26 protein-coding genes are annotated in these 25,388 nt (G+C 70.3%); 16 read left to right on the forward strand and 10 right to left on the reverse strand.

The window, feature by feature from the left end; genetic code table 11:
* Positions 1 to 2 precede the first annotated feature (2 nt).
* Genes OG595_RS02070 through OG595_RS02080 form a run of 3 tightly spaced genes read right to left on the reverse strand, consistent with a single transcriptional unit; the run spans position 3 to position 2,622 of the window.
* Positions 3 to 785, reverse strand: coding sequence for an ABC transporter permease (locus OG595_RS02070; RefSeq protein WP_329267141.1), 783 nt, complete (start codon positions 783 to 785; stop codon positions 3 to 5).
* Positions 782 to 1,648: an ABC transporter permease gene (locus tag OG595_RS02075; RefSeq protein ID WP_329267142.1), complete on the reverse strand. Its 867-nt coding sequence runs from the start codon at positions 1,646 to 1,648 to the stop codon at positions 782 to 784. Before OG595_RS02075 ends, OG595_RS02070 begins: the two co-directional genes overlap by 4 nt.
* Entirely contained in the window at positions 1,645 to 2,622 is a 978-nt protein-coding gene (locus OG595_RS02080; RefSeq protein ID WP_329267143.1) for an ABC transporter substrate-binding protein, read from the reverse strand. The genes OG595_RS02075 and OG595_RS02080 overlap by 4 nt, the downstream gene beginning before the upstream one ends.
* A gap of 119 nt (positions 2,623 to 2,741) precedes the next feature.
* Here OG595_RS02080 and OG595_RS02085 point away from each other — a divergent pair, with 119 nt between their 5' ends.
* Entirely contained in the window at positions 2,742 to 3,800 is a 1,059-nt protein-coding gene (locus OG595_RS02085) for a PaaX family transcriptional regulator (RefSeq protein WP_329267145.1), read from the forward strand.
* A gap of 200 nt (positions 3,801 to 4,000) precedes the next feature.
* Here the strand turns inward: OG595_RS02085 and OG595_RS02090 are convergent, their stop codons facing one another.
* Entirely contained in the window at positions 4,001 to 5,065 is a 1,065-nt protein-coding gene (locus tag OG595_RS02090; protein ID WP_443072943.1) for a DUF6745 domain-containing protein, read from the reverse strand.
* A 54-nt stretch (positions 5,066 to 5,119) separates the two neighbouring features.
* Entirely contained in the window at positions 5,120 to 5,446 is a 327-nt protein-coding gene (locus tag OG595_RS02095; RefSeq protein ID WP_164312027.1) for a hypothetical protein, read from the reverse strand.
* A 294-nt stretch (positions 5,447 to 5,740) separates the two neighbouring features.
* Here OG595_RS02095 and OG595_RS02100 point away from each other — a divergent pair, with 294 nt between their 5' ends.
* The 8 genes from OG595_RS02100 (at position 5,741) to OG595_RS02135 (ending at position 13,237) form a co-directional block, all read left to right on the forward strand.
* Positions 5,741 to 6,709, forward strand: a complete 969-nt coding sequence (locus tag OG595_RS02100) for an STM4015 family protein (RefSeq protein WP_329267149.1) — start codon at positions 5,741 to 5,743, stop codon at positions 6,707 to 6,709.
* A 53-nt stretch (positions 6,710 to 6,762) separates the two neighbouring features.
* The gene (locus OG595_RS02105; protein ID WP_329267151.1) at positions 6,763 to 7,953 is read left to right on the forward strand and encodes an STM4014 family protein; all 1,191 of its coding nucleotides are present in this window, start codon (positions 6,763 to 6,765) and stop codon (positions 7,951 to 7,953) included.
* A 31-nt stretch (positions 7,954 to 7,984) separates the two neighbouring features.
* Positions 7,985 to 8,791, forward strand: a complete 807-nt coding sequence (locus OG595_RS02110; RefSeq protein WP_329282579.1) for an STM4013/SEN3800 family hydrolase — start codon at positions 7,985 to 7,987, stop codon at positions 8,789 to 8,791.
* Positions 8,788 to 10,149 (forward strand): STM4012 family radical SAM protein, encoded by a 1,362-nt coding sequence (locus OG595_RS02115; protein ID WP_329267153.1) that lies wholly within the window; start codon positions 8,788 to 8,790, stop codon positions 10,147 to 10,149. Before OG595_RS02110 ends, OG595_RS02115 begins: the two co-directional genes overlap by 4 nt.
* 10 nt (positions 10,150 to 10,159) lie before the next feature.
* Entirely contained in the window at positions 10,160 to 11,086 is a 927-nt protein-coding gene (locus tag OG595_RS02120; RefSeq protein ID WP_329267155.1) for an STM4011 family radical SAM protein, read from the forward strand.
* Between the two features lie 25 nt (positions 11,087 to 11,111).
* Positions 11,112 to 11,672, forward strand: coding sequence for a hypothetical protein (locus OG595_RS02125; RefSeq protein ID WP_329267157.1), 561 nt, complete (start codon positions 11,112 to 11,114; stop codon positions 11,670 to 11,672).
* A 59-nt stretch (positions 11,673 to 11,731) separates the two neighbouring features.
* Entirely contained in the window at positions 11,732 to 12,547 is an 816-nt protein-coding gene (locus OG595_RS02130; RefSeq protein ID WP_329267159.1) for an SAM-dependent methyltransferase, read from the forward strand.
* Between the two features lie 96 nt (positions 12,548 to 12,643).
* A complete protein-coding gene (locus OG595_RS02135; protein ID WP_329267160.1) occupies positions 12,644 to 13,237 on the forward strand; it encodes an HD domain-containing protein in 594 nt (197 codons plus the stop codon).
* 103 nt (positions 13,238 to 13,340) lie between these two features.
* Here OG595_RS02135 and OG595_RS02140 read toward each other — a convergent pair whose 3' ends face one another.
* Positions 13,341 to 14,759 carry a DEAD/DEAH box helicase gene (locus tag OG595_RS02140; RefSeq protein WP_329267161.1) on the reverse strand — a complete coding sequence of 473 codons (1,419 nt, stop codon included), beginning with the start codon at positions 14,757 to 14,759 and terminating at the stop codon, positions 13,341 to 13,343.
* Between the two features lie 225 nt (positions 14,760 to 14,984).
* On the opposite strand from OG595_RS02140, the gene OG595_RS02145 reads away from it, so the two are divergent.
* Entirely contained in the window at positions 14,985 to 15,842 is an 858-nt protein-coding gene (locus tag OG595_RS02145) for an aldo/keto reductase (RefSeq protein ID WP_329267162.1), read from the forward strand.
* A gap of 216 nt (positions 15,843 to 16,058) precedes the next feature.
* Positions 16,059 to 16,772 carry an LmeA family phospholipid-binding protein gene (locus tag OG595_RS02150; protein ID WP_329267164.1) on the forward strand — a complete coding sequence of 238 codons (714 nt, stop codon included), beginning with the start codon at positions 16,059 to 16,061 and terminating at the stop codon, positions 16,770 to 16,772.
* Between the two features lie 37 nt (positions 16,773 to 16,809).
* Here the strand turns inward: OG595_RS02150 and OG595_RS02155 are convergent, their stop codons facing one another.
* Complete coding sequence (locus OG595_RS02155; RefSeq protein ID WP_329282582.1) at positions 16,810 to 17,667, reverse strand: LuxR C-terminal-related transcriptional regulator; 858 nt, start codon at positions 17,665 to 17,667, stop codon at positions 16,810 to 16,812.
* 462 nt (positions 17,668 to 18,129) lie between these two features.
* Here OG595_RS02155 and OG595_RS02160 point away from each other — a divergent pair, with 462 nt between their 5' ends.
* The 3 genes from OG595_RS02160 to OG595_RS02170 are packed head-to-tail and all read left to right on the forward strand — an operon-like array spanning position 18,130 to position 19,823.
* Positions 18,130 to 18,345 carry a hypothetical protein gene (locus OG595_RS02160; RefSeq protein ID WP_329267166.1) on the forward strand — a complete coding sequence of 72 codons (216 nt, stop codon included), beginning with the start codon at positions 18,130 to 18,132 and terminating at the stop codon, positions 18,343 to 18,345.
* 44 nt (positions 18,346 to 18,389) lie between these two features.
* The gene (locus OG595_RS02165; RefSeq protein WP_329267168.1) at positions 18,390 to 18,893 is read left to right on the forward strand and encodes a nuclear transport factor 2 family protein; all 504 of its coding nucleotides are present in this window, start codon (positions 18,390 to 18,392) and stop codon (positions 18,891 to 18,893) included.
* Between the two features lie 60 nt (positions 18,894 to 18,953).
* On the forward strand, positions 18,954 to 19,823 hold the full coding sequence (locus OG595_RS02170) for a helix-turn-helix transcriptional regulator (protein ID WP_329267170.1): 870 nt from the start codon (positions 18,954 to 18,956) through the stop codon (positions 19,821 to 19,823).
* A gap of 137 nt (positions 19,824 to 19,960) precedes the next feature.
* On the opposite strand, the gene OG595_RS02175 is transcribed toward OG595_RS02170, so the two are convergent.
* Positions 19,961 to 20,509, reverse strand: a complete 549-nt coding sequence (locus OG595_RS02175) for a 2-oxoglutarate and iron-dependent oxygenase domain-containing protein (protein ID WP_329267172.1) — start codon at positions 20,507 to 20,509, stop codon at positions 19,961 to 19,963.
* Between the two features lie 106 nt (positions 20,510 to 20,615).
* On the opposite strand from OG595_RS02175, the gene OG595_RS02180 reads away from it, so the two are divergent.
* Complete coding sequence (locus OG595_RS02180; protein ID WP_189151266.1) at positions 20,616 to 20,900, forward strand: zinc-ribbon domain-containing protein; 285 nt, start codon at positions 20,616 to 20,618, stop codon at positions 20,898 to 20,900.
* 19 nt (positions 20,901 to 20,919) lie between these two features.
* On the opposite strand, the gene OG595_RS02185 is transcribed toward OG595_RS02180, so the two are convergent.
* A complete protein-coding gene (locus OG595_RS02185) occupies positions 20,920 to 22,902 on the reverse strand; it encodes a DUF1996 domain-containing protein (RefSeq protein ID WP_329282585.1) in 1,983 nt (660 codons plus the stop codon).
* Between the two features lie 316 nt (positions 22,903 to 23,218).
* On the opposite strand from OG595_RS02185, the gene OG595_RS02190 reads away from it, so the two are divergent.
* Positions 23,219 to 24,583: an FAD-dependent oxidoreductase gene (locus OG595_RS02190; RefSeq protein ID WP_329267174.1), complete on the forward strand. Its 1,365-nt coding sequence runs from the start codon at positions 23,219 to 23,221 to the stop codon at positions 24,581 to 24,583.
* 64 nt (positions 24,584 to 24,647) lie between these two features.
* Here the strand turns inward: OG595_RS02190 and OG595_RS02195 are convergent, their stop codons facing one another.
* Complete coding sequence (locus OG595_RS02195; protein WP_329267176.1) at positions 24,648 to 24,989, reverse strand: YkvA family protein; 342 nt, start codon at positions 24,987 to 24,989, stop codon at positions 24,648 to 24,650.
* Between the last annotated feature and the right edge of the window lie 399 nt (positions 24,990 to 25,388).

Below are 25,388 nucleotides of genomic sequence, written 5' to 3' on the forward strand. Positions count from 1 at the left end.
TTTCAGGGGTTGCGCTGGGCGCGGCGCAGGCCGTGGTACCAGGCCAGGACCCGGTTCTCGGCGAACCGGAAGAGCAGGGAGAGAAGGAAGCCGAGGATGCCGAGGAGCAGGACGCCGCTCCACATCTCAGGGATGGCGAACGAGCGCTGGAACTGCACGATGGTGAAGCCCAGTCCGTTGCTGGCGGCGAACATCTCGCTGATGACCATGAGGATGATGCCGATCGACAGCGCCTGGCGCATGCCGGTGACGATCTGCGGGCTCGCCGCGCGCAGCACCAGGTGCCGCAGCCGTGCGATGCCGGTGATGCCGTAGGACCGGCAGGTGTCGCTGAGCACCTCGTCCACGGCGCGGACGCCTTCGACGGTGTTGAGCAGGATCGGCCACACGCATCCGCTGACGATGACGATCACCTTCATGGTGTCGCCGATGCCCGCGAACAGCATGATCACCGGCACGAGGACGGGCGGCGGGATGGCCCGGAAGAGTTCCAGGACCGGCTCCAGGACGTCCCGTACGACCCGCCGCATACCGACCAGCAGGCCGAGCCCCACTCCGACCACCACGGCGAGGAGATAGCCGGCCGTGAGGCGCAGAAGGCTCGGGACGACGTCGGACAGCAGCCGCTCCCCCGTCCAGACCTTCCCGAAGGCCTCCAGGATGGCGGACAGGGGCGGGACGTAGAAGTCGGTGCTGTCGGCGGTGGCGAACCACCACACGCCGAAGAGGACGGCGGGCAGGCCCAGCAGGAGCAGGGCGCGTCGCAGAACGGTGAGGACGGTCATACGGCCACCTCCGTGCGTACGGACTGGTGCCAGTGCAGTACCCGCCGCTCGACCGCTCGCGCGACCAGGTTGACGGCGACGCCCAGCAGCCCGGTGACCAGGACCAGGGCGTAGACCCGCGGCACGGCTCCGGACGTCTGAGCGACGGCGATCTCGCGGCCGAGGCCGGGCGCGCCGATGACGAGTTCGGCGGTGACGGCGAGGATGAGCGCCACGGTGGCGGCCAGCCGTACGCCCGTCATCACGTACGGCAGGGCGGTGGGCCACATGACGTGGCGCAGGCGTCCCCAGGTGCCGAGCCGATAGCTGCGGGCGGTGTCGTCCGCGACCGGGTCGACGTCCTGGACGCCGGCCAGGACCTGGACGATCACCTGCCAGAAGGAGGCATAGACCACGAGCAGCAGCTTGGACCTGAGGTCGGTGCCGTAGAGCAGGACGGCGATGGGGATCAGGGCGACGGACGGGATGGGGCGGAGGAACTCGATGGTGGAGGCGGTGACCGCGCGCAGTACGGGTACGGAGCCGATCACCAGACCGGCCACCACGCCCGCGACGACGGAGACGGCCAGGCCCAGGCCCCAGCCGGTGAGGGTGTCGCCGAGCGCGGTCCAGAACTCCTGCTCGGCGAGCAGGTGCCACAGCGCGCGGACGGTCACCGAGGCCGGGGGCAGATAGTCCGCCGACACCAGGCCGGTGTGCGGCAGCACTTCGAGCACCGCGACGAGCCCGGCGACGCCGGCCAGGCCGCGCAGCGGGGCGACCGCCCGCTCCGGCAGCCGTCGGGCGGGGGTTCCGCCGGAACCGGGACTGCTCCCGGTTCCGGCGGAGCCCGTCACGTCGGTGGTGACGGCGGCGCGGGTCATGAGAACAGGGCGTTCAGGTCGGGCTTCTTGCCGTCGAAGAGGCCGTCCTGCTCACCGAGGGAGGCGAGCTTCTCCAGCGAGGCCATGTCGACCTCCGCCGGCCAGTCGGGCAGCGTGACCTTGTTCAGGACATCGCCGCTGAGCTTGGTGTAGGTGGTGAGGATCTGGCGTGCCTCGTCGGGGTGGTCGGAGGCGTACTTGAGCGACTCGCTCATGGCCGCGGCGAACTTCTTGACCAGGTCGGGCTTCTGCTTCACGAGCTGGGTGGAGGTGAAGTAGGTCGCCACGGTGAGCTTCGGGTCCGTCTCGGCGAACGGTGAGGCGACGACGCGGGCACCCTGCGCCTTGGCGATCGTCATCGCGGGATCGCCCATCCAGGCGGCGTCCACCTGCCCGCCGTCCAGCGCGGCCGGCATCTGGTCGAACGGCATTTCGACGAACTTGACCTTCGACGGGTCGCCGCCGGCCAGCCGGACCGACTCACGCACCGTGGTCGACCCGATGTTCTGCAGGGTGTTGACGGCGACCGTGTGCCCGGCAAGGTCCTTGGCCGACTTGATCGAGCTGTCCTTCTTGACGGCCACACCGGTGACGTCCGCCCCGACCTTGCCGTTGGAGGCCGCTCCGTTGACCACGGACTTGATCGGTACGCCCTTGACCTGGGCGATCATCAGCGACGTGGTGTTGCTGAACCCGAACTGGAACTGATCGCTCACCACACCGGGAATGATCGCCGCGCCGCCCTGGGCGCTCACCATCTCCAGTTCGATGCCCTGGCTGCTGAAGAACCCCTTCTTCTGGCCCAGGTAGAGCGGGGCCACGTCGATGATGGGGATGATGCCGACCTTGACCTGCGTGGTCTTGTCGCCGCCGGAGGACGACGACCCGCTGTCTGCCGGGTCCGACGACCCGCATCCGGCCGCGCCGACGATCGTGATCACTACTGCGGCAAGCCCGAGAATGCGCCTTTGCATGGGCCTCTCCTGACGGAAGCAACGCTGGATGGGTGAATGCCCCGAGATGACGGAACGAGTCGCGCGGACCTGCGACCCGAATGTTGTGCACTTTCTTGACGGCCGCAATGTACACACCTATGTTCGCGATGTCAGCACTCAGGACAAGAGAGGCCCCGACAACTTCGACAAGCACGGCCACCGCCAACGAGGCACAGCCGAAAGGGAGTTCCGACCGTGCAGCCCCGTACGCGAATCCGTGGCCCCGTCGGCCCGACGTCGCCGTGATCTCGCCCATACCCCCTGACACCGGGGGCCCGCCGGGCGGCCGTAACCTTTCCGACGTGCACGACGAGAACATCCAGGCCGCGGAGGAACCCCCCGCCGGACCGCAGCCGCGCCCCCAGTCGCTCCTGTTCACCCTGTTCGGCAGCTACGTCCTGGAGGACGGACTCGGACACGTGTACTCGGGCAGCATCATCGATGTGCTCGCCCGCGCCGGAGTCGGCGAACACGCCGTCAGGTCCACCCTCACCCGCATGGTCAACCGGGGGCTGCTCCAGCGACAGCGCCAGGGACGCAGGATGTACTTCGGCCTGACCGCCCAGACGGAACAGATCCTCCAGGACGGCAGTCGACGCCTCTGGCACACCGGAGCCGTCAACGAGGACTGGGACGGCACCTGGACCCTGCTGGGCTTCTCACTGCCCGAGTCCTGGCAGCGCCAGCGGCACGATCTGCGCTCCCGGCTCACCTGGTCGGGCTTCGGCGCCCTGTACAGCGGGCTGTGGATCGCCCCCGGCGACGTCGACGCCTCCCCGCTCGTCTCCGAGCTCGGGCTCGCCGCCCACGTCAAGATCTTCCATGCCTCGGCCGACGACGCCACCGACATCGGCCTGATGATCCGTGACACCTGGGACCTGGACAGCGTCGGCGCCCGGTACGCCGACTTCGACGAGCGCTGGTCCACCTGGCCCGGCACCGGTTCCGACGACCCGCTCGGTGTCCGGCTGCGCGTGATCAGTGAATGGCTGGACACCATCCGCACGGACCCACGGCTCCCCGCCGGCCACCTGCCTCCCGACTGGCCGGCCCGCTCCGCCCAGGCGACCTTCCACCGCATCGCGGAACAGACCGAGGCCCCCGCCCGCCGGATGGCCGCCGAACTCCTGGAAACCACACCGGTACAGGTGCCCTGAACCGGGCGCCGACGCACCGGTGCCGTCCCGGAGCGGGGGCAGGCGCGGGGTGGTCGGCTTCCAGGTACCGGCTGCGGCCCGCTGTCACCGGCTTCCCCCGCATCGCCCGTCGGCGCCGCCACCCCCGGCCCGCGACCTGCCGGCCCCTGAACAACACACGTCCGCCGCCCCGCGGCCCGCCGGCCGGTCCGGGCTTCCGGTCATGTCTGCCGCAACGGCTCGTACATGTCAGCTCCTATCCCGAACGTCCAGGCCACTCCCTCGCGGGCCGTGCGGGTCGTCGGCGGCACCCGCAGCCAGTAGGTGCGGCTCGTACCGTCCGGTTCCGGTGTGGAGTTGACGACCTCGACCATGACCACGTCCTCGTCGCCGACGAGTGCGATCCGCCACAGCACGCCCGTCTCGTCGCGGTGGACGGGCTTCGCGCCCGACTCGTCCAGGTACCGGTCGTAGCCGTAGTACTCCAGCATCACCCGGCGGAGTTCGGCGTTCTCCTCGCCACGGATCCGCTCCGGGCTCAGTGCGGTCAGCTCGTCCAGGAAATCCCGTGGCACGGGCATGCCGCGCCAGGCGTACAGCTCGAACCCGTCCGCGTAGCCGAGGGCCGGGCCGTCGCCTCGGTCCAGGCGTCCGGCTTCGTCGCGGTGCAGGGTGAGCGGGCGTTCGCTGACGATCGCCGTCCCCTCGTAGGGCCACCACCAGCCCGCGTCGCGCGCCACTGCGGCGAGGCCCGCCAGGGGGCTGTCGTCGCCGGACTCGAACGCGCACAGCCAGGCCGCGTCGTGCTGTCCCAGCGCGGCGTCCAGAAGCAGCAGGCGGACCTGTGTCTCCTCCTGGCGGTCGGCGGCGAGTTCCTCGACGATTCCCGCCCGCACCCGGTCGACCAGGGTGCGGGTCGACTCCCACAGGCTCGCTCCGGTGGCCCGCCAGTGCCCGCTCCACCGCTCGGGCCCCAACCGCGCGTGCAGCCGGGCCCGTTCGGCCGCCCAGGGCCTGCCCAGCACGGCGTCGCGGACACCGGCTCCGAGAGGGCCGAGCGCCGAACCGTCCGGGTGAGCGGCCGTCATGAGCATCCGCACCGCCTCGCGGGGCGAGCGCGCCCACAGGATGCGGTCGGGTTCCGCCAGCCCCGCGCTCCGGTAGGCGAGCCGGACGCCTTCCTCGGCCGCCGCCCGGTCCCCCGGTCCCGTCGCTGCCGCCGCCGCCCGCCAACTGACCTGATCCTTCAACGCCGTTCCTCTCCCCAGTACTGTGCCGGACCGCATCCCCGTGCCGCCCGGCCCTGCGTTTCCCCCGCTGGCCCGCTCCCCCCGGTGCTGTCAGTCGGCGACGACGCGCACCGAACCCGGGATGTACTCCCGCTGCCGGATCACCCGGTACCAGCCCTTCGGGAGTGAGATCGCCGCGTGCTCCTCGTGGACGACACGCGCGCCCTCGGGCACGTGCAGCAGCATCGGCCCGAACACCCCGGCCTCCCGGATCAGGCGCCCCGGACCGGCCACCGCATGGGCGTGCCCGGTGACTTCACCGAGGGCCAGGACGAGTCTGCCGCGGCCGTCACGCGGTTCGGACGCCGCGTCCACCGCGTACTCCGGCACCGCTCCCTCGGCCAGCGCCACGATCAGAACGTCTCCTTGCCGGTACATGGGTCTCCCTCCCGTTCGCGGCACGCCGTGTGCCATGGAACGACCGTAGGGGCGGGCACTGACATCGATGCTGATGCTCAGGTTCCGACGGCCGGGCCACGCCGCCGTTACCGGGCACGACGTGTGGTCATCTGCGTCTCGGCGCACGGCCGTTGGACCGTGGGGAGGCCCCTGTCCGCGGCGTTGTCAGTGCCGCTTGGTAGAACTCCTCTACCTGGATGCGGTCGGCGCGCACACCAGGACCAGCACCACGACAGCCGATCCACCGGTCTCAGCATCAGGGAGCAGGCACGCATGACACTCGGTAGCCACCTCGGGGAACTCCACGGCCTCCCGGCCTTCACCTTTCCCGACGCCGGTGACACATCGGCGGACATGTCCGCGCTCCCGTCGCCCGAGTCCGTCGCCTGGCGCATCGCCGTGGACTCCTACGATGCCAAGGAGCAGTGGGAGGATGCCTTCGCCCGCTTCCTGGAGGCCGTCGACACCCGGCGGGTCCGCGCACTGATCGTCGGCGCGTGGAGCGACGTGTACGACAACGCCCCCGACGCCGTGATCGGGGCGCTGGTGGCGGCCCGCGACCAGCTCCCCGGCCTGCGCAGCCTGTTCCTGGCCGACATCCTGTCCGAGGAGTGCGAGATCTCCTGGATCAACCAGGGCGACGTCACTCCCCTCCTGGAAGCCTTTCCCGACCTGGAGGAGTTCGGAGTCCGCGGGGGCAACGAGCTGGTCTTCCCCGCCGTCCGTCACGAGCGGCTGCGCAAGCTGACCGTGGAGACCGGCGGCATGCCCGTCGAGGTGGTGCGCGGCATCGCGGCCAGCGATCTGCCCGCCCTCGTCGAACTCGACCTGTGGCTGGGGACGTCCGAGTACGGGGGCGATGCGGACGTGGCAGATCTGGAACCCTTCTTCGCGGGCACCAGGCTGCCGAGTCTGACGCGCCTCGGTCTGCGCAACAGCGAGATCCAGGACGCCGTCTGTACGGCGCTCGCGTCCGCGCCGGTGGTGGCCCGTCTTGAGGTGCTCGACGTCTCGATGGGCGTGCTCACCGACGACGGCGCCACGGCGCTGCTGACCGGTCAGCCGTTGACGCATCTGAAGAAGCTCGACCTGCACCACAACTACCTCAGTGAGGCGCTGCGTACACGGTTGCTCCAGACGCTGGAGCCCGCCGGTGTGGAGGTCGACGCCGATCCCGAGGACGCCGAGTCCGACGAGGACGACGACGGCGAGGTCTGGCGTTTCGTCTCGGTGGGCGAGTAGCACACCGGCGTCCGGACCAGGGAACCAAGGCAGGTAGGGGGATGGGGAGCGGCATGCGGTACACGGAGGCGGGGAGCGCCTCACCGAGGTGGGCGGTGGTCGCCAACGGGGACAACCGCCGGGTGGGCCTGTTCGCCGCGGCCACCGAGGCCGCCGGTCACGGCACGCCTCGCGTGGTCGAGTGGCGTGACGTGCTGCGCGAGGGGGGACACGACTTCGCCGACGACGAGCTCGTCCGTCTCGACTCTCCCGGGGAGAGCGCCGAGGTGGACGCCCTGCTGCGCGGTGTGGACGATCCGACGCGGGTCGAGGGGTCCGCGCTCTGGTACGGGCGGTTCCTGGAGTGTGTGGCCTCGCTGCGCGGTGGGCGACGGCTCGACGACCCGGTGGACCTGGCCGTGATGTTCGACAAACGGCTGTGTCACGAGCGGCTCCTGCGGGCGGGCGTGCCGGTGCCGCCGTCGCCCACCTCCGGGGGCGGGGTACCGGTGCGGGACTGGGCGGACGTACGGGGTCTCATGGAGGAGGCGGGCCTGCGGCGGGTCTTCGTCAAGCTCGCGCACGGTTCCTCCGCGTCCGGTGTGCTGGCGATCGAGACGACCGCGTCGGGCCGCATCCGCGCGACCACGTCCGTGGAGCGGGCCGAGGAGGGCCGGCTCCACAACTCCCTGCGCGTGCGCCGCTACACCGAGGAGCGGGAGATCGCCGCGATCGTCGACACGCTCGCCGGGGACGGACTGCACATCGAGCGGTGGCTGCCGAAGGCGTCGCTCGGCGGCCGGTCGGCGGATCTCCGCGTCGTGGTCGTGGGCGGCCGGGCCACCCACGCCGTGGTCCGCACCAGCCGTTCCCCGCTGACGAATCTGCATCTGGGCGGAGCGCGCGGCGACCTGGCGGCCGTCCGGGCGCTGGCCGGCGACCGGTGGGCAGCGGCCCTCGAAACGAGTGAGCGGGCCGCTGCCTGCTTCCCCGGCACCCTGTGTGTCGGTGTCGATCTGCTGCCGGCGGTCGGCTGGCGCCGTTTCGCCGTCGGCGAGGTCAACGCGTTCGGTGACCTGCTCCCCCGTCTCACCGGCCTCCCCGGCAGCGGGGCGGAGGGCCTGGACACGTACGCCGCGCAGGTCGCCGCGGCCGTCTCCTTCTCCCCCGGCCGCCTTCCCGGGACACCGGAGCCTCCCGCACCGCCCGCGGCATCACCCGTACGACCGCACGAGCTGCCGAGGAACACCCATGCCATCGTCTGAGCCGCTTCCCGCGCCGGCCGCCGTGCCGGACATGAACCAGGTGGTGGGCCGCGACGACCTGCTGCTGCTCACCCTGGACACCCTCCGCCACGACGTGGCCGTCGAACTCGCCGCCGCCGGACGGCTGCCCAACCTGACCGCGCACCTGCCGGGCGGCACCTGGGAGAAGCGGCACGCGCCCGGGAGTTTCACCTACGCCTCCCACCAGGCGATGTTCGCGGGTTTCCTGCCCACTCCGGCGGCGCCCGGACCGCATCCGCGGCTGTTCGCGGCCCGGTTCGCGGGCAGTGAGACGACGGCGGACGGCACGTACGTCTTCGACACCCCGGACCTGGTGTCCGGCCTGGCCGCGCACGGCTACCGCACGGTGTGCATCGGCGGTGTCGGCTTCTTCAACAAGCAGGGCGCCCTGGGCGACGTGCTGCCCGGGTTCTTCCAGGAGAGCCACTGGGAGCCGGAGTTCTCGGTGGCCTCACCGACCTCCTTCGAGGCGCAGGTGGCACGCGCCGAGCAGACGGTGTCCGAACTGCCTCCGGAGCAGCGGCTGTTCCTCTTCCTGAACGCCTCCGCGCTGCACCAGCCGAACTGGTTCCACCTCCCCGGCGCGACCCGCGAGGCGGGCGACAGCCGGCTCACCCATGCCGCCGCGCTGGAGTACATCGACCGTCACGTGGGGCGGCTGTTCACGGCGATGAGTTCGCGCCGCCGCTGCTTCGCCATCGTCTGTTCCGACCACGGCACCGCCTACGGGGACGACGGCCACACCGGTCACCGCCTCGGTCACGAATCCGTGTGGACCGTGCCCTACGGCCACTTCTTCCTGGAGCCGTCCGCATGACCATGACCGTCACCTCGCCGGACACCTCCGTCCGCCTTCCACGGCCGTACCAGAGCTATACGTACGCGTACCCGCACAAGACCGCCTACCGGCCGCTCACGCCCGGGCCCCGGCTCGCGGACCTGTGGGCCGGCGAGTCCCGCCAGGCCCTGTCCCTGTACCTGCACATCCCGTTCTGCGAGGTCCGCTGCGGTTTCTGCAACCTGTTCACCCGGATCGGCGCGCCGGACGGTCTGACGGGCCGCTACCTGGACGCCCTGCAACGGCAGGCGGCCGCCGTCCGTGAGGCGCTGGGTGACGCGCAGCCCCCGCGGTTCGCCAACGCGGCGTTCGGCGGCGGCACCCCGACCTTCCTGGAGGCGGCGGAGCTGGAGCGGCTGTGCGACATCGCCGAGCGCGAGACGGGCGTGGATCTGCGGGCCGTCCCGCTCTCCGTGGAGGCGTCTCCGTCCACAGCCACGGCCGACCGGCTGGCCGTGCTGGTCGAGCGGGGCGCCACCCGCCTCAGCCTCGGCGTGCAGAGCTTCGTCGAGGAGGAGGCGCGGGCCGCCGTACGCCCACAGCACAGGTCCGACGTCGAGGCGGCACTGACGCGTATCCGCGAGGCCGGCGTGCCCGTCCTCAACATCGACCTGATCTACGGCATCGACGGGCAGACGGCGGCCAGTTGGCGCTACTCCCTCGACGCGGCCCTCGCCTGGCGTCCCGAGGAGATCTACCTGTACCCCCTCTACATCCGCCCGCTCACCGGTCTCGGCCGCCACACCGACCCGCTCGCAGCCGACCACGAGTGGGACGAGCAACGCCTGCGCCGCTACCGGGAGGGCCGCGACCATCTCCTCTCCCAGGGCTACGAGCAGGTGTCGATGCGCATGTTCCGGCGCTCGGACGCGCCGCCGCAGGGCCCGGACGACTACGCCTGCCAGACCGACGGCATGATCGGCCTGGGCTGCGGCGCCCGCTCGTACACCTCCCGGCTGCACTACTCCTTCGACTACGCGGTGTCGATGCGGGAGATACGCGGCATCATCGACGACTACACGGCCACCGAGGACTTCTCCCGCGCGCTGCACGGGCGCCGGGTCGACGAGGACGAGGCACGGCGCCGTCATCTGCTGCAGTCGCTGCTCCAGGCCGAGGGCCTGCCCGTCGCGGAGTACCGGCTGCGGTTCGGCTCGGACCCGTACGACGACTTCCCCGCCGAGCTGGATCTCCTGGCCGCCCGGGACTGGCTCGACGGCGACCGGCCGGAGCGGCTGCGCCTGTCCGCCGAGGGGCTGGCCCACTCGGACGCCATCGGGCCCGAGTTCTTCTCACCGGACGTGCGCGACGCCATGGCCGCCTACGAGACGAAGTGAGAGACACCCGGTGGATCTGACACTGCTGTACCGCGGTCCGCTCTCCTCCTGCGACTACGACTGCCCCTACTGCCCGTTCGCGAAGCGCCGCGACACCACGGCGCAACTGCGCGCCGACCGCGCTGCGCTGGAACGGTTCACGGCGTGGGCGTGCGAACAGCGGGAGGACCGGCTGTCGGTCCTCTTCACCCCGTGGGGCGAGGGCCTGGTCCGCTCCTGGTACCGGCGCGCTCTCGTGACACTCTCGCACCAGCCGCACATCCGCCGGGTCGCGATCCAGACCAACCTGAGCTGCCGCACCGACTGGCTCGCGGAAGCGGACCGCGACACCGTCGCCCTGTGGTGCACCTACCATCCCGGGCAGACGCCCTACGAACGGTTCCTGGCCAGGACGTACGAGCTGACCGCCCTCGGGGTCCGCTTCAGCGTCGGCATCGTCGGTGTCCCTGACCATCTGGAGCACGCGCGACGACTGCGTGCCGAACTGCCGGAGCACGTCTACCTGTGGGTGAACGCGGCCGAAGGGCACACCTACACGGACGAGCAGGCCGGTGAGTGGAGTGAGCTGGACCGGCTCTTCCCGCTCAGCCGCCACCCGCACCGCTCGGCGGGCCTGCCGTGCCGCACGGGTGAGTCGGTGCTCTCGGTGGACGGTGAGGGCACGGTGCGCCGCTGTCACTTCGTCCGCGCGGAGCTGGGAAATCTGTACGACGGTTCCTACCGTGCGGCGCTACGTCCGCGGGCCTGTCCGTCGGAGGTGTGCGACTGCCACATCGGATACGTGCACCTGGAGACGCTGCCGTTGTACGACGTGTTCGCGGGCGGTGTCCTGGAGCGGATTCCGCGGGCCCTCCCCGACCGGCCGCTCCTGCCGCTGGTCCCGTCCGAACGAGGTGGCGTCGGCGCGGCTGCCATGGCAGGGTCGCCTGAGTCGTGAACGTGCTGTTGCTGAGAGGAAGTTCGTGGACACGCAGACCTGGGACGCACTGGCCGCCTCGATGAGGAACGCGTACATCGCGGGCCCGGGCGAGGGGGCGGTGCCCCGGCCGGTCATCATGCCGCTGGTCCGCGGTGAACTGGTCGGCCTGATCTGGCTGCGTCCCGTCGAGACCGGCAAGGACGCGCTCACCGGCATCGCCCAGCTGTCGAACATCGCCGCGGCGGCCGGTGCGGACGAGGTCGTCCTCGCCTGGGAGACCCAGGACGTCGCCGCCGCCTGCGAGTTGCCGGTCACCGACCCGACGCCGTGCCTGAACCTGGTGCACGCCACGAAGGACTCCCATACCCTGCACCGCTTCCCCTACGCCGAGCAGGCCGCCGAGGGCCGCGCCTCGATCGAGCCGCGATGGCTCCCCGCGCCCGAACCCCAGCCGGGCGGCGAACTGATCCCCCCGGTCCGGGCGGCGGTCGACTACTCCTTCATCCCGCTCGAAATCGACCACCCCTCCCCCTTCGGCGTCACCGTGGTCCTGATGGAGGAGGACGGCTACAGCGTGCGTCTGACCGAGGCGTTCGCCCTCTGACGACCGGTCGGCGGCCCGACCGGACCATCCTCGCCCCCTCCCGAAGGACGGACCGTCGTATGACCGAGAAGACCGCAACGCCCGAACCGGCGGAACACCGCAACATCGACACGTCGGTTCCACACTCGGCACGCATCTGGAACTACTGGCTGGGCGGGACGGACAACCACCCCGTCGACAGGGCGGCCGGTGACGCCTACACGGACGTCTTCCCCGGCATCGTCACCATCGCCCGCAGCAGCCGCGCCTTTCTGGCCCGCAACATCACCTACCTGGTCGCCGAGGCAGGCATACGGCAGTTCCTGGACGTCGGGACCGGTCTGCCGAGCGCCGACAACACCCACCAGGTCGCGCAGCGCTTCGCCCCCACCGCCCGGATCGTCTACGTCGACAAGGACCCGACGGTCCTCGCCCACGCCCGCACGCTGCTCCGCTCCACACCGGAGGGAGCGACCGCGTACATCGACGCCGACCTGCTGGACACCGACCGCATCCTCGACGCCGCCGCGCAGACCCTCGACCTGTCCCGGCCGACCGCGCTGATCCTCAGCAACATCCTCGGCCACGTGGCCACCCACGAGCAGGCCCGCTCGATCGTCACCTCGCTGATGAGCGCGCTGCCCTCCGGCAGCCACCTCTCCGTCAACGACGGCTCAGCAGGCGTCGACCCTGTCTTCGAGCAGGCCCAGGCCGCCTACAACGAGAGTGGCGCGGTCCCCTACAACCTGCGCACCGTCGAGGAGATCACGTCCTACTTCGACGGCCTGGAACTCCTCGACCCGGGCGTCGTCCCGGTCCCCTTCTGGCGCCCGGACCCCACAGCCCCCGCCCCCCAGGTCATCGGCGAACACGGCGGCCTCGCCCGCAAGCCGTGACCCGCACCGGCCGGTTCGCGCTCAGGAGACGACCTTCGCGAGGTGAGCGGGAATCCATGAGAGGAGACCGCGGTCTGTCAGTACCCTGGCGCGGTGATGACCAACACGCTCTTGTCGAGAGCCGTGAGCGGCGCCGCCGACCCGCCCCTGCTTCCTCTGCCGGACCGGGTCTCAGGAATTCTGTCCCAGCTGGGAAGTCCGCCGCGGCTGGCGGCGCACCTGCGAGCTGTCCACGATGTCGCGCACCAACTGGTCGGCTGGCTGGAACAGCACTGCCCCGCCCTGATCTTCGACCGTGAGGCGGTGCTTTTCGGGGCAGCCACTCACGACGTGGGAAAGACGGTGCACCTCGGCGAGCTCTCCGGGCCCGGATCGGCTCACGAGGAGGCCGGGCGGACTCTTCTGCTGGGCCACGGCATCAGCCCGGACCTGGCGCGCTTCGCCGCGACTCACGCGTCATGGGCGGACGCGCGTGTCGGCCCGGAGGACTTGCTGGTCAGCCTTGCCGACAAGATCTGGAAGAACAAGCGTGTCCCTGACCTGGAGGATCTCGTCGTGGCCCGGCTGACCGAAGCCAGTGGCCGACCGGAGTGGGAAGAGTTCATCGCACTGGACGAAGTCCTCGCCCACATCGGCGACGGGGCCGACCGGCGCCTGGCGTTCCAGGCATCGTTTCCGATCTGCAGCTGAGGGACTCCTGGTCGCTCTTCGACCGCCGCGTCCCGGACACCGTCGCGTCCGAGTTCGCGCGGGGTGGCAAAGCGGCGAGAGGGTGTCCCCTCCCACCTCCGCGTCAGCGGCCCTTGCGGACCCTGGCCGCCGCTCGGGCTTCCGCGGTCCTGCGGGCCTCGGCGGCCTTGCGGGACTCCTTGGCGGGGCGGCCCGGGCGGGTGCCGATGCCGCGGAAGGGCGCGTTGCCTGTGGTGGTCTTCGTCTCGGTCGGCGGGCGCTTCGCGCCGGTGATGGCGGTCAGCTTCTCCTCGCCGGAGCGCACCTGTGCGACCGTCGGGCGAATCCCGGCGTCGGACATCATCCGGTTCACGTCGCGCCGCTGGTTGGGGGTGACCAGGGTGACCACCTTCCCGGACTCCCCCGCACGCGCCGTGCGCCCGCCACGGTGCAGGTAGTCCTTGGCGTCGGCCGGCGGGTCGACGTTGACGACGAGGTCGAGGGCGTCGATGTGAATGCCCCGCGCGGCGACGTTGGTGGCCACCAGCACGGTGATCTCACCGTGCTTGAACTGACCGAGCGTGTGGGTGCGCTGCGGCTGCGACTTCCCGCTGTGCAGGGCGCCGGCCCGCACCCCGCTGGCCCGCAGGTGACGGGTGAACTGGTCCACGCCCGTCTTGGTGTCCAGGAACATCAGCACCCGGCCGTCCCGCGCGGCGATCTCGGTCGCGGTGGCGTACTTGTCCGCGGCGTGGATGTTCAGGACGTGGTGCTCCATCGTGGTGACCGAGCCCGCCGCCCGGTCGACCGTGGCGAGCACCGGGTCGTGCAGGTGGTCGCGCACCAGCTGGTCGACGTTGCGGTCGAGTGTCGCCGAGAACAGCAGCCGCTGTCCGTCGGAGGGGAGCTGGTCCATGATGTCCGACACCTGGGGAAGGAACCCCAGGTCGCACATCTGGTCCGCCTCGTCCAGCACCGTGATCCGCACGTGGTTCAGGACGCAGTCCCGGCGCGACACCAGGTCGGTCAGCCGTCCCGGGGTCGCGATGACCACCTCGGCGCCGGTCCGCAGCTCCGCCTGCTGCCGGTTGATCGACAGCCCGCCGACCACCGTCGCCAGTCGTACGTTCAGTGTCCGCGCGTACGGTGCCAGCGCGTCGCCCACCTGCTGCGCGAGTTCCCGGGTCGGCACCAGCACCAGTGCGAGGGGCCGCTTGGACTCGGCACGCCGGCCCGCCGTACGGACGAGCAGCGCGAGTCCGAAGGCGAGCGTCTTGCCGGAGCCGGTCCGCGCACGGCCCAGGACATCACGGCCGGCCAGCGCGTTGGGCAGCGTCGCCGCCTGGATCGGGAAGGGCTCCGTGACCCCGAGGCCTGTCATCGTCTCCACGAGCTCCGACGGCAGCCCGAGCGCGTCGAAGGACTCGGCCGGCGGCAGACCCTGGGACACCGTCTTCGGGGTGGAGATCTCACCCTGCGACAGCGCAGCCTGCTGGGGCTTGCCTGCACGGGAGTGTCCGGGGCCCGACGGTTTGGCGTTCATGAGGAACCTTCCTGGTCTGACGCCTGCAACACGCCGGGGCCCGTACCCCTTGGTACGGGCCCCGGCCGTGTCGAAGCGTGACCCCATTTTATCAGCGGCGGCACCCCGATTCAGATGCTCGGGTACTGAATGCGTTCGTATTCCTCTATTGGACCTCGGGGCGTCGGCGAGCAAGGCTGGAGCGCGCACCCTTACTTCGCGACACCCGGAAGAGGTCACGAGCACATGCACACTCGACGCATCGGTGACGTGGAGGTCAGCGCGATCGGTCTGGGCGGGATGCCCATGTCGATCGAGGGGCGGCCGGACGAGGCCCGTTCCCTCGCCACCATCCACGCCGCGCTCGACGCGGGCCTGACACTGATCGACACCGCGGACGCCTACCACCGGGGCGCCGACGAGGTCGGCCACAACGAGACGCTCATCGCCAAGGCGCTCGCCTCCCACGAGCGCGGCCCGGACGTCCTGGTCGCCACCAAGGGCGGACATCTGCGTCCCGGTGACGGCAGCTGGACCCTGGACGGCTCCCCCGCGCACATCAAGGAGGCGTGCGAAGCCTCGCTGCGTCGCCTGGGCGTGGAGGCCATCGGGCTGTACCAGTTCCACCGCCCCGACCCGAAGGTCCCGTACGCGGAGTCGGTCGGCGCGGTCCGGGACCTGCTGGACGAGGGCAAGATCCGCATGGCCGGCATCTCCAACGCCGACCCGGACCAGATCCGGCTGGCGAACGAGATCCTCGGCGGACGTCTCGTCGCCGTGCAGAACCAGTTCTCCCCGGCCTTCCGGTCCAGCGAACCGGAACTGCGGCTGTGCGACGAGCTGGGCATCGCGTTCCTGCCCTGGAGCCCGCTCGGCGGTATCTCCCGGGCCGGTGCCCTCGGGTCGGCGTACGCGCCCTTCGCCCGGATCGCCGCGGCCCACGGTGTCAGCCCGCAGCGTGTGTGCCTGGCCTGGATGCTCGCCAAGTCACCGGTGGTCGTGCCGATCCCCGGCGCCAGCCGCCCGGAGACGATCCGCGACTCCGCCGCCGCTGTGGACCTGGTGCTCTCCGCCGAGGAGTCGGCCGAACTCGACGCCGTCTGAGATCTCCTGGGCGCCCGGCCATCCGCGCCGGGCGCCTCTGCCGTTGCCGGCCGCGTCCCACCGATTTCCGCCGGATCCCCCGTCGACGTCCGGCACCCCGCCTTGACACTGCTTTGAACAACCGGACGCCCGCTCATGTCCAACGGGACCCTAGAGTCTCCCCCGGCCTCCAAGTGAGCGCCACGCAATCGACTCACCGCACACGGGGGGATCGGCGTGAGACGTCGATGGGTGAAAGTACTGCTGATCACGGTCGTGGTGCTCGCCGCGCTGTTCACAGCCGCGGACCGCACGGCCGTCCACTACGCGGACAAGGAAGTGACACAGCTCGCCAAGGAGAAGTACGGCTACGGCAACACCACCGACGGCCACGTGGACGTGGCGATCGAGGGCTTTCCCTTCCTGACCCAGGCGGCCGGCGAGGAATTCGGTCATGTGGCGCTGACGGCGAGCCGGTTCAGCATCGACACCACGACCAACACCCAGGGCGGCTATCTGCACGTCGACCGTCTCCGCCTGGACCTGCGTGATGTGAGTGTGACGTCACTGACAGCGCGCAGCGCCGAAGCGAACCTCGCCACCGGCACGCTGACCCTCTCGTACGAGGAACTGTCCGGTGTGCTGACGCGGCTCGCGGGCGACGGCGGCCCGTTGCAGGTCTCCCGGGCGCCGGGATCGAGCGGCCAGGCGGCGCGTGTCAGGGTCTCGGGCACGGTCGGCGGGACGGCCCTGAACACCACGGGAACACTCCTCGCGCAGGGCACAGAGCTTTCCCTGACGGTCCCTGGTGTCGAAAGGGCCGGATACGTCTGGCGGGTCGGTCTCCCGGAGGGCGTCGGCTTCGAGTCGGCCCGCGCCACCGCCGACGGCGTCGAGATCGGACTCGTCGGTCACCAGGTGACACTCGGCTCATCGCGCTTCGGAGGGTGAGGCGACCGGCGCGGGAGGGAACCGACGGAGTGCCGCGCTACGGAAGCAGGCCCGCCCGGCGGGCCGCAGTGACGGCTTCGAGCCGGGTGCTGGTGCCGCCGAGTTTGCGCATCACCGAACGCAGATAGCCCTTCACTGTCTCCAGGCCGATCTCGAGCCGCTCGGAGATCTCCAGGTTGGTGCAGCCCGCGGCGACCGCGACCAGGACGTCCAGTTCGCGCGGCGACAGACGCGGCGTCGGCCCGTGCGGCACGCGCTCGGAGCAACAGCCCGACTCCAGCAGGCAACACACCTCGTGGAAACGGTCCTTGAGGTGGCCCTCGCCGAGGGTAGCCGTCAGCTCCAGCAGCTCGGTGTGGACTTCGTGCACCTGTTCCAAGGCCACCGTGTCACGGGGCGAGGCACGGTTCTGTGCGGCCCGGGCCTCCGAGAGGAGCCGGTGCGCGTGCTCGTGGGTCGCGAGGAACTGTTCCAGGTCGCGTGCCGCCTCCGTCACCGCGGTCAGTACGCGGTCGCCCAGCCGTACCGCGTCACGCGACCCCACGAAGAGCGCGGCTCGTACCGTGGTGCCGACGATCACGGGTGCCGCCGCCATCGCCCGTACCTCCTCCGCAGCGACGAAGGAGTCGTACTCATGGCTGACCTGCTGCGCCGCCCGATAGTCGCTCACCGCGGCCAGGCGACGTGTCGTCAGCACCTTGCCGATCAGTCCGGCGTCCGCCGGCACAGGGAACCCCCGGCGGCAGGACGACTTCACACCGCTGGTCTCGCCGATCTGCAGCAACTCCGGGCCGACGACCCAGGCCGCACCCGCCACAGGCATACCGCTGTCCCTGCGCATCGCCAGCACCGCGGCACGGGCAGCGGCGGCCTCCGCACTGTCTTCCGCCGGCATCACGACCCGGTCGACTCCTTTTGCTCACGGCGGCCACCCGCCGCTCCTTGTGCGTCGGGGAACTGCTCGGCCGCTCCCCCCTGCCGCCAGGAGAACCTTTCTGCAAGCCGCCCTTTGGCGTCAAGTTCCTTGCTGGAAAGCAGAATTGACCATTCGTCAGCTTCGAGTGGCGTGGCGCGACCGCACTCCGGGCCCTGCACCGCACAGCAGAAATGGCGTGGTTTCCACATGTTCGTAAGGGTTCTTGAGGAGCAGCCTCCTCCACTTGTCCCCTCAACCGGGGGTAGCTGGGCGGGACGGTTTACCTCAAGGTGGTGCCAGTAGAAGGCCGCTTCCCGGTCCACAGAACGGGATGTACAGCCGTTTGCCCCCTCACCCGGGCCGCGCGCACCCCACCCCGCAGCGCGAGGCCGCCGGGTGCACCCGGCGGCTCCGAGCCCGCACGCCCAGAGAGGAACCCCCATGGTCTTCTCCCCCTCACCGCGTCCCGCCGATCTCGGAGAAAGCGCTGTCGGTCCCACCCGGAGGACCGCGGCACACGAGGACGAACGCGAGACCGGCGACGCCCTGGGCAGACCGGGAGAACTGGGCGCCGAGGGTCTCGCGACGATCGGGCCGCGGGCCCTGCGGCCAAGGGTCACGCCCCTGCCCGTGGCCTCGCAGACCATCGGCCGCTGACCCAGGCGCCGCGGAAACACCCCCATCTTCGTCTGGCGGTACATGTGACACCTACCGAACCGAGCAACTCACCCGCGACAAAAGCTGGTTGGACGGACGGGGCGCGGGACCGGCAGGACCTGCGCCGGCTCGTCGACACCTACGCGTCCGCCCTGGACCGGCAGAACCCGAAGCTGTTCGCTTCACTGTTCGACGAGGACGGCGAACTGGTCCTGAACCCCCCGGCAGGCACCGACCGTCCGCCCCTCGTCCTCGCCGGGCGGGACGGCTGGGCGCGCGTGCTGTCCGCGCTGGCGCCGTGCGTCGTCACCACACACTTCGTCGGCAGCCACACGGTCCGGCTGGCCGGGGACAGCGCCTCGGGAGAGACCGACTGCCTCGCGCACGAGATGTACGCCGCCGACGCCGACGCCGCCAGACTGCGCGTGCGCTCCATCCGCTTCCGCGACTCCTACCGGCGTACGACGGGAGCCTGGCGCTTCACCCGCCGGGAACTGACCGTCGACTGGACCGAGGACCGCGTCCTCACACCCCCCACCGGCCGCTGACCCCGCGCAGCAAGGCACGTCGGGAGCAGACTGGGCTCCCGCGCAGACCGAGGAAAACGTATGACAGTGAATCCACCCCCCGTTTCGGACGACGACCGTCAACTCAGGCGGGCCATCGACTCGTTACGGCACACGACCGGCGTCGATCTCACCTTCGGCGGCGTCGTGACCAGAGGACGGCACGCCCAGCTCACCGAGTTCGCCGGGAACTCGACCAGAGCCCTCATGGGGTTGACCCTCGGGTTCGGCATGGGGCTGGGCGGCAAGGCGGTGGCGCTGCACCGCCCCATCGCGGTCAACGACTACGCGAACTCCAAGCGGATCAGCCATCACTACGACCTGATGGTCGCCGCGGAGGGCATACGTGCCGTCGTCGCGGCCCCCGTAGTGGTGAACCGGACGGTGCGGGCGGTGATGTACGGCGCGGTCCGCCAGTCCGTCGGGCTGGGCGACCGGACGGTCGACGCCGTCATGGACACCGCCCGCGCACTGGAGCAGAACCTGGCGGTGCGCGACGAGGTGGCGCACCGCCTCGGCCGTCTCGACGAGCCCGGGGTGGCCGCCGACCGAGCACCGGAGCCGGCCTCCCCTCAGTGGGAGACGATTCGCGAGGCATACGCCGAACTGCGGGTTCTCGCCCAGCACCTCACGGACAGCGACCTGCGCGACCGGGTCGCCGCGCTGAGTGACAGGCTGGCCGACGCCGGAGCCCCCGCCGCCCGGCGCTCCACCGACCCGGTCCTCTCCTCACGGGAACTCGACGTCCTTTCGTGCGTCGCCCTGGGGCGGACCAACACCGACGTGGCGAGCGAACTCGGTCTCCGGGCCGAGACGGTCAAGAGCTATCTGCGCAGCGCGATGCGCCGGCTGGGATGCCATTCACGCCTGGAGGCGGTCATGACCGCCCGCCGCCTGGGTCTACTGCCCTGAGGGCGGAAACAGCCAGGGCCGGAAGCTGTCTCCGGGTTCCGGAACGTTCTGGAGCCGTCCAGCCGCCCGGGGGCCGCCCAGCGGCGACTGGACGGCTTCAGAAGGCGCCGGAACCCGTGGCACGCGGCAGGCACGGTTCAGGAGTTGAGGGCTTCCTCGCGGAGCCCCTCCAGGACGGCGAGCCGGTCCTCCCGCTCGATGCGCGCGGTGGTCGAGCGGTCGGGGCAGCAGCGCATGAACATGTTGGTGAAGTGCGTGCCGTAGTGGATGAACTCGTCCGACCCGGATGCGTCCAGGGGGCGCGCGACGGCCCGGAACGACGGTTCATGGAAGTACGCCATGGTGAATCGCTCGCGGTCGGCCAGGCGCACCTTGTGCGGAGTCGAGAGAAGGGTGGTGAAGATCTCCGAGCCGTCCTTCTCCCCGGCTGTCTCCTCCTCACCGGATGCGGCATATCCGCTGTGGGTGAGGTCGGAGACGTACCGGGCCTTCTCCTTGAGCGGGCGGCCGACAAAGGCCCTGGACGCGTCCAGGGCTCGTACGGTGGCGGCATCCTGGTCGGGAGTGGCCTGGATCTGGAAGATACCGTCGACCTGCGAGGCCGCGATGAGCGCCCGGCCGAGTAACCGGTCGGCGTCACCGCCTCCGACGGTCGGGGGCAGTGGGAAGGTCTGCGGTTCGGTCATGTCCCCCACCATGAACCGGACGCACACGATCCACCACCCCCTTCTGAGGGGGCCGGGCCGACAACGGACACACCGGCGACAGAGCACCGACGACAGGACTCACGACATGATCATTTTTGGCACCAAGGGATACCTGTACCAGCTGGCGATACTCACGCTGGTGTGCGGCCACTGCGGGAATCCCTCCGCACACGCGCTCCGGAAACGCGTCACCAAGTTCACACTGTTCTTCGTGCCCCTGTTCCCCTTCTCGACGAAGTACACGACCCAGTGCACCTTCTGCGGTGCGGAGCAGAAGGTGACCAAGGAACAGGCGGAACAGATGCAGGGCGTCGGCGGCGCTGTCGGTGGCCGTACCGACACGCCGCCGCAGCAGTCCTACCGGCCCTGAGCAGAGGCGCCCGGGGTCGTCATCGTGTCGCGTGCCGGATACGGCGCAGCATCAGGAATCCGGCGATGAGGAGAAGCGCTCCGATTGCGGCCGGCCACAGCTGGGTTCCCGTGTCGGCGAGGTCGCCGGTGACCGCCTGGGGTTCGGTCTGCGGTTCGGTCTGCGGGGCGGTGACGTCACCGTTGCCGTTGCCTTCGTCCGCGGTCGCCTCGCCGCCCGTCCGGCCGTCGGAGTCGTCCGTCGGCGAGGCGGCCGACTCGGCGCGCTGGGTGGCCGGCGGTGACGTGTAGGCCCTGGGCTCCGCCTCGACGGGCTCCTTCGTGGGAGTGGCGCTCGCCGGGTCCGGCGCCTGCGTACCCGGGAGGGACGACGGAGAAGCCGACGGCTCCGGGGTCTCGTCCCCGCCCGGGGTGACCGTGGGGTCCGCGGTCGGCTCGTCGGTCCCGCCGGACGACGGGTCGGGGGTCGGCGCGGGGGTGTTTCCCGGGTCCTCGCCGTTCGAGGATCCGGCGCCGCACTGCCGACCGGTGTTTATGCAGTCGACCATCTCCCGCATCAGGTCCTCGTCGAAGACGTTGATGAAGTCGCCGTGGTCAGTGACCGGCTTGTGCAGCTGCTCGGGGAAGGAGTCGACCGCGAACAGTGGCACCGTACGGCCGCCGTCCTGGAGGCTCGGCGCGTCGACGTCGTAGACGATGCGCTGCACCAGCTGCGGAATCGGCTGGAAGTCGTTCGCGCAGTTCCCGGCGGCGTCGGCGAAGGCCACATGGGTGCGGTGGTTGGCGCTGTCGATGTTCCTGCCGTCCCAGCAGCTCTGGAACCTGAACGTGCGCACCACGTCGCTGCCCTGGGGGCACAGCGGGTACTTGTCCTTGAGCTGCCGGTCCTCGAACCCGGTGCAGCTCCACGAGGCGTTGACGTTGGCGTTGCCGTTGACGAACGCCTTGGCGTCGCCGGTGATGATGCGCAGCAGCTTGGGCATGGCCACGACCTGGCCGCGCGGGTTGCCCACGAACGTCATCGTGACCTGGCTGGGCGTGACGATCTCACCGGCGTTGCCCTCGATGCCGCCGCCGGGCGACTGGGCGTCCTGTTCCTGCGCACCGTTCTGCAGGCGCAGTACGGGCCAGAAGTAGGAGGATCTGTCGCCCTGGTCCACGCAGCTGGTCTGCGCCGCGGCCAGGTCGTCGTTGCTCGCGAACGCGTCGTTGGACTGGTTGCCGACGTAGTCGTGGAAGTGGTGTGCGCCGTTGGAGACGGCGGGGGCCACGATGACGTTGTCCGAGTTGAACAGGCCGTTCGCGTTCACACCGCAGCTGGTGGCGAAGGTGCCGCGGGAGGCGTTGTCCTCCGGGGACGGGAACCGGACGTTGGGCTGGACGGTGGTGATGTCCGCGAAGTCGGCGGCGACCGGTCCGTTCCCGGCCTGGCCGCCGTTGCCGCCCTGCTGGTCCTCCTGGCCGCCCTGGTCGTCACCCTGGCCGTCGCCCTGGCCATCGCCCTGGTCCTGACCGTTCTGACCGTCCTGATTGCCCTGACCGTCCTGGCTGTCGCCGTTCTGGTCCTGCCACTGCCCGGCCTGATTGCCGGAGGCGCGGAACTCGCAGGCCGCCAGGTTCTCGATGCCCTGCGGGCGGTCTCCCACCCGGTCGATGGCGATCGCGATCCGTTCGATGGTCGCGGCCCGCTTCTCCTTGAGCGGACTCATGATCGCGGAGTCGGCGAAGCCGCTGTCCTGCTGCATCGCCTGCGTCGATTCCTGCAGCCGCTGGTAGGCCTCGGCTATCTGCTGGTCCAGGGCGGCGAGTTCGCTGTCGACCTCCGACCGCGCCTCGTCCGGTACGAAGGCCAACTGGTCGCCGACATCAGGGCAGTCGATCGTGGCGGCTCCCGAGGAGAGTGTCCGGTCGGTCCGGCTCTGCTGAGCCGAATCGCCGCCGAGACCTCCTTCGGTGGCCGAGGCGTACACGTTCCCCACGACCAGTCCACCTCCGCCCAGCATCAGGGCGACCGCCGCAAAGGTGGCGCGGCGGGGGCCTGTCGGGCGTCTGCGCGTGTTACGTCCCACGGAAGTACTCCGCTTCCTGGCCGATTCGACATGGAAATGTCCCCAGTGCCATACGCGGGCGGACCCTCGGGCGTTCAAGCGCCACGCGGATTCATAGAAACCTCTAAGGAAGCAGGGTGCTCAGGGGTGGACCCGAAGCCCATAAGTCCACTTTATGAGCTCATAACCCCGACCCCCGTACCAGCTTAGGCTTGCCTTAGTTTAGGCTCCCTTTGAAGATCTCTTGTCCTCGCTCGAAGGGAACCTGATCATGCCTCGCCCACTGCGGGTGGCCATTGTCGGAGCCGGCCCCGCCGGGATCTACGCCGCCGACGCGTTGCTGAAGTCCGCAGTGGCCGCGGAGCCCGGCGTGTCCATCGACCTCTTCGAGCGGATGCCGGCCCCGTTCGGGCTGATCCGGTACGGGGTGGCCCCCGACCACCCGCGCATCAAGGGCATCATCACGGCCCTGCACCAGGTGCTCGACAAGCCGCAGATCCGTCTCTTCGGCAATGTCGACTACCCGGGCGACATCAACCTCGACGACCTGCGCGCCTTCTACGACGCGGTGATCTTCTCCACGGGGGCCACGGCCGACCGCTCCCTCGACATACCCGGCGTCGAGCTGGACGGCTCGTACGGGGCCGCGGACTTCGTCTCCTGGTACGACGGACACCCGGACGTGCCGCGCACGTGGCCGCTCGACGCGGAGAAGGTCGCGGTCCTCGGGGTCGGCAACGTCGCGCTCGACGTGGCGCGGATCCTCGCCAAGACCGCGGACGAGCTGCTGCCGACCGAGATCCCGCCGAACGTCCACGAGGGGCTCAGGGCCAACAAGGCGCTCGAAGTCCACGTCTTCGGCCGACGTGGCCCGGCGCAGGCCAAGTTCAGCCCGATGGAACTGCGCGAGCTGGACCACTCCCCCAACATCGAGGTCATCGTCGACCCCGAGGACATCGACTACGACGACGGCTCGATCGCGACCCGGCGCGGCAACAAGCAGGCCGACATGGTCGCCAAGACGCTGGAGAACTGGGCCATCCGGGACACCGGCGACCGGCCCCACAAACTGTTCCTGCACTTCTTCGAGTCGCCCACCGAGATCCTCGGCGAGGACGGCAGGGTCGTCGGTCTGCGTACGGAGCGGACCGCGCTCGACGGCACCGGCAACGTCAAGGGCACCGGCGCCTTCAAGGACTGGGACGTGAGCGCGGTCTACCGTGCCGTGGGCTACCTTTCCGACAAGCTGCCCAAGCTGCCCTGGGACGTCGAGTCGGGCACCGTCCCCGACCAGGGCGGCCGGGTGCTCGAGGAGACCGGCGAGCACCTCACGTCGATGTACGTCACCGGCTGGATCCGGCGCGGCCCTGTCGGGCTGATCGGCCACACGAAGGGCGACGCCAACGAGACCGTCGCCAATCTGCTGGACGACTACGCCAACGGCCGCCTGCCCGAGCCGGCGTCGCCCACCCCGGAGGCCGTGGACGCGTTCCTCGGCGAGCGGGACGTCCGTTTCACCACCTGGGAGGGCTGGTACCGGCTGGACGCCGCGGAGAAGGCCCTGGGAGAGCCCCAGGGACGCGAGCGCGTGAAGCTCGTCGAGCGCGAGGACATGCTCCGGGCCAGCGAGGCGTAGGCAGGGCCGCAACACGACGAAGGCCCGGCTCGCGGTACCCCGCGAGCCGGGCCTTCGTCGTCCCTCATCTGGGCTTGTCCAGACGGACGACCGGATCCGGGCCACCGGTCGGAACGGATTCGGTCCGCCCTCCGATGCCGAACTCCCGTGCCTGGTTGCGCATGCTGCGCAGCGCCAGCAGGAGTACGCCGATGTCGTCGAGGTAGACGGGATCGGGCACGAGGTCGGTCGGCAGCACCAGGTAGGCGACCGCGCCCCAGAAGACCCAGCGCGAACCCGTCGGCAGACCGGCGCGGCGCAGATCCCGGCGGGTGCGGACCAGCCGGACCAGCAGGGTCGCCGCCACCGCCAGTACGGCCACTGCCAGGACCCCGACGATCACCATCACTGTCGTGGTGGAATCCATCACCCCTCCGTTGTTGCGTGCCTGCCCCTGCTCCGGCCTTCCTGCCCTTCGGCTTCCCCTTCACCACGTCTCCACACCGGGGCCGCCGCACCTCTCTCGTCCGGCACATTTGAGACAGTCCGCGTCAGGAATAGTACGGACCTTATCCGGCTGCGGCGGATTCCCGCAGGCCGCGCGGGACGGCAAAGCGCCGCCGAAGAGCGCTAATGAGCCAGTACTCAATAGTAATTCACAGCGAGTTGATTGTTCCTGAGCGCCGCTGCCATAATCCGCTTCCTGACCCGTCGTCACCCCCCGGCGGGGCCCCCGGGGCTGACACAAAACTCCCCGACGCTCCGAACCGGAATTCACTCGGCGCTACGTCCGGATTCACGATTCCCCCACCAAGTCCGCACAAGA

This window comes from Streptomyces sp. NBC_01451 (genome assembly GCF_036227485.1).
In the GTDB taxonomy this organism is placed as follows: domain Bacteria; phylum Actinomycetota; class Actinomycetes; order Streptomycetales; family Streptomycetaceae; genus Streptomyces.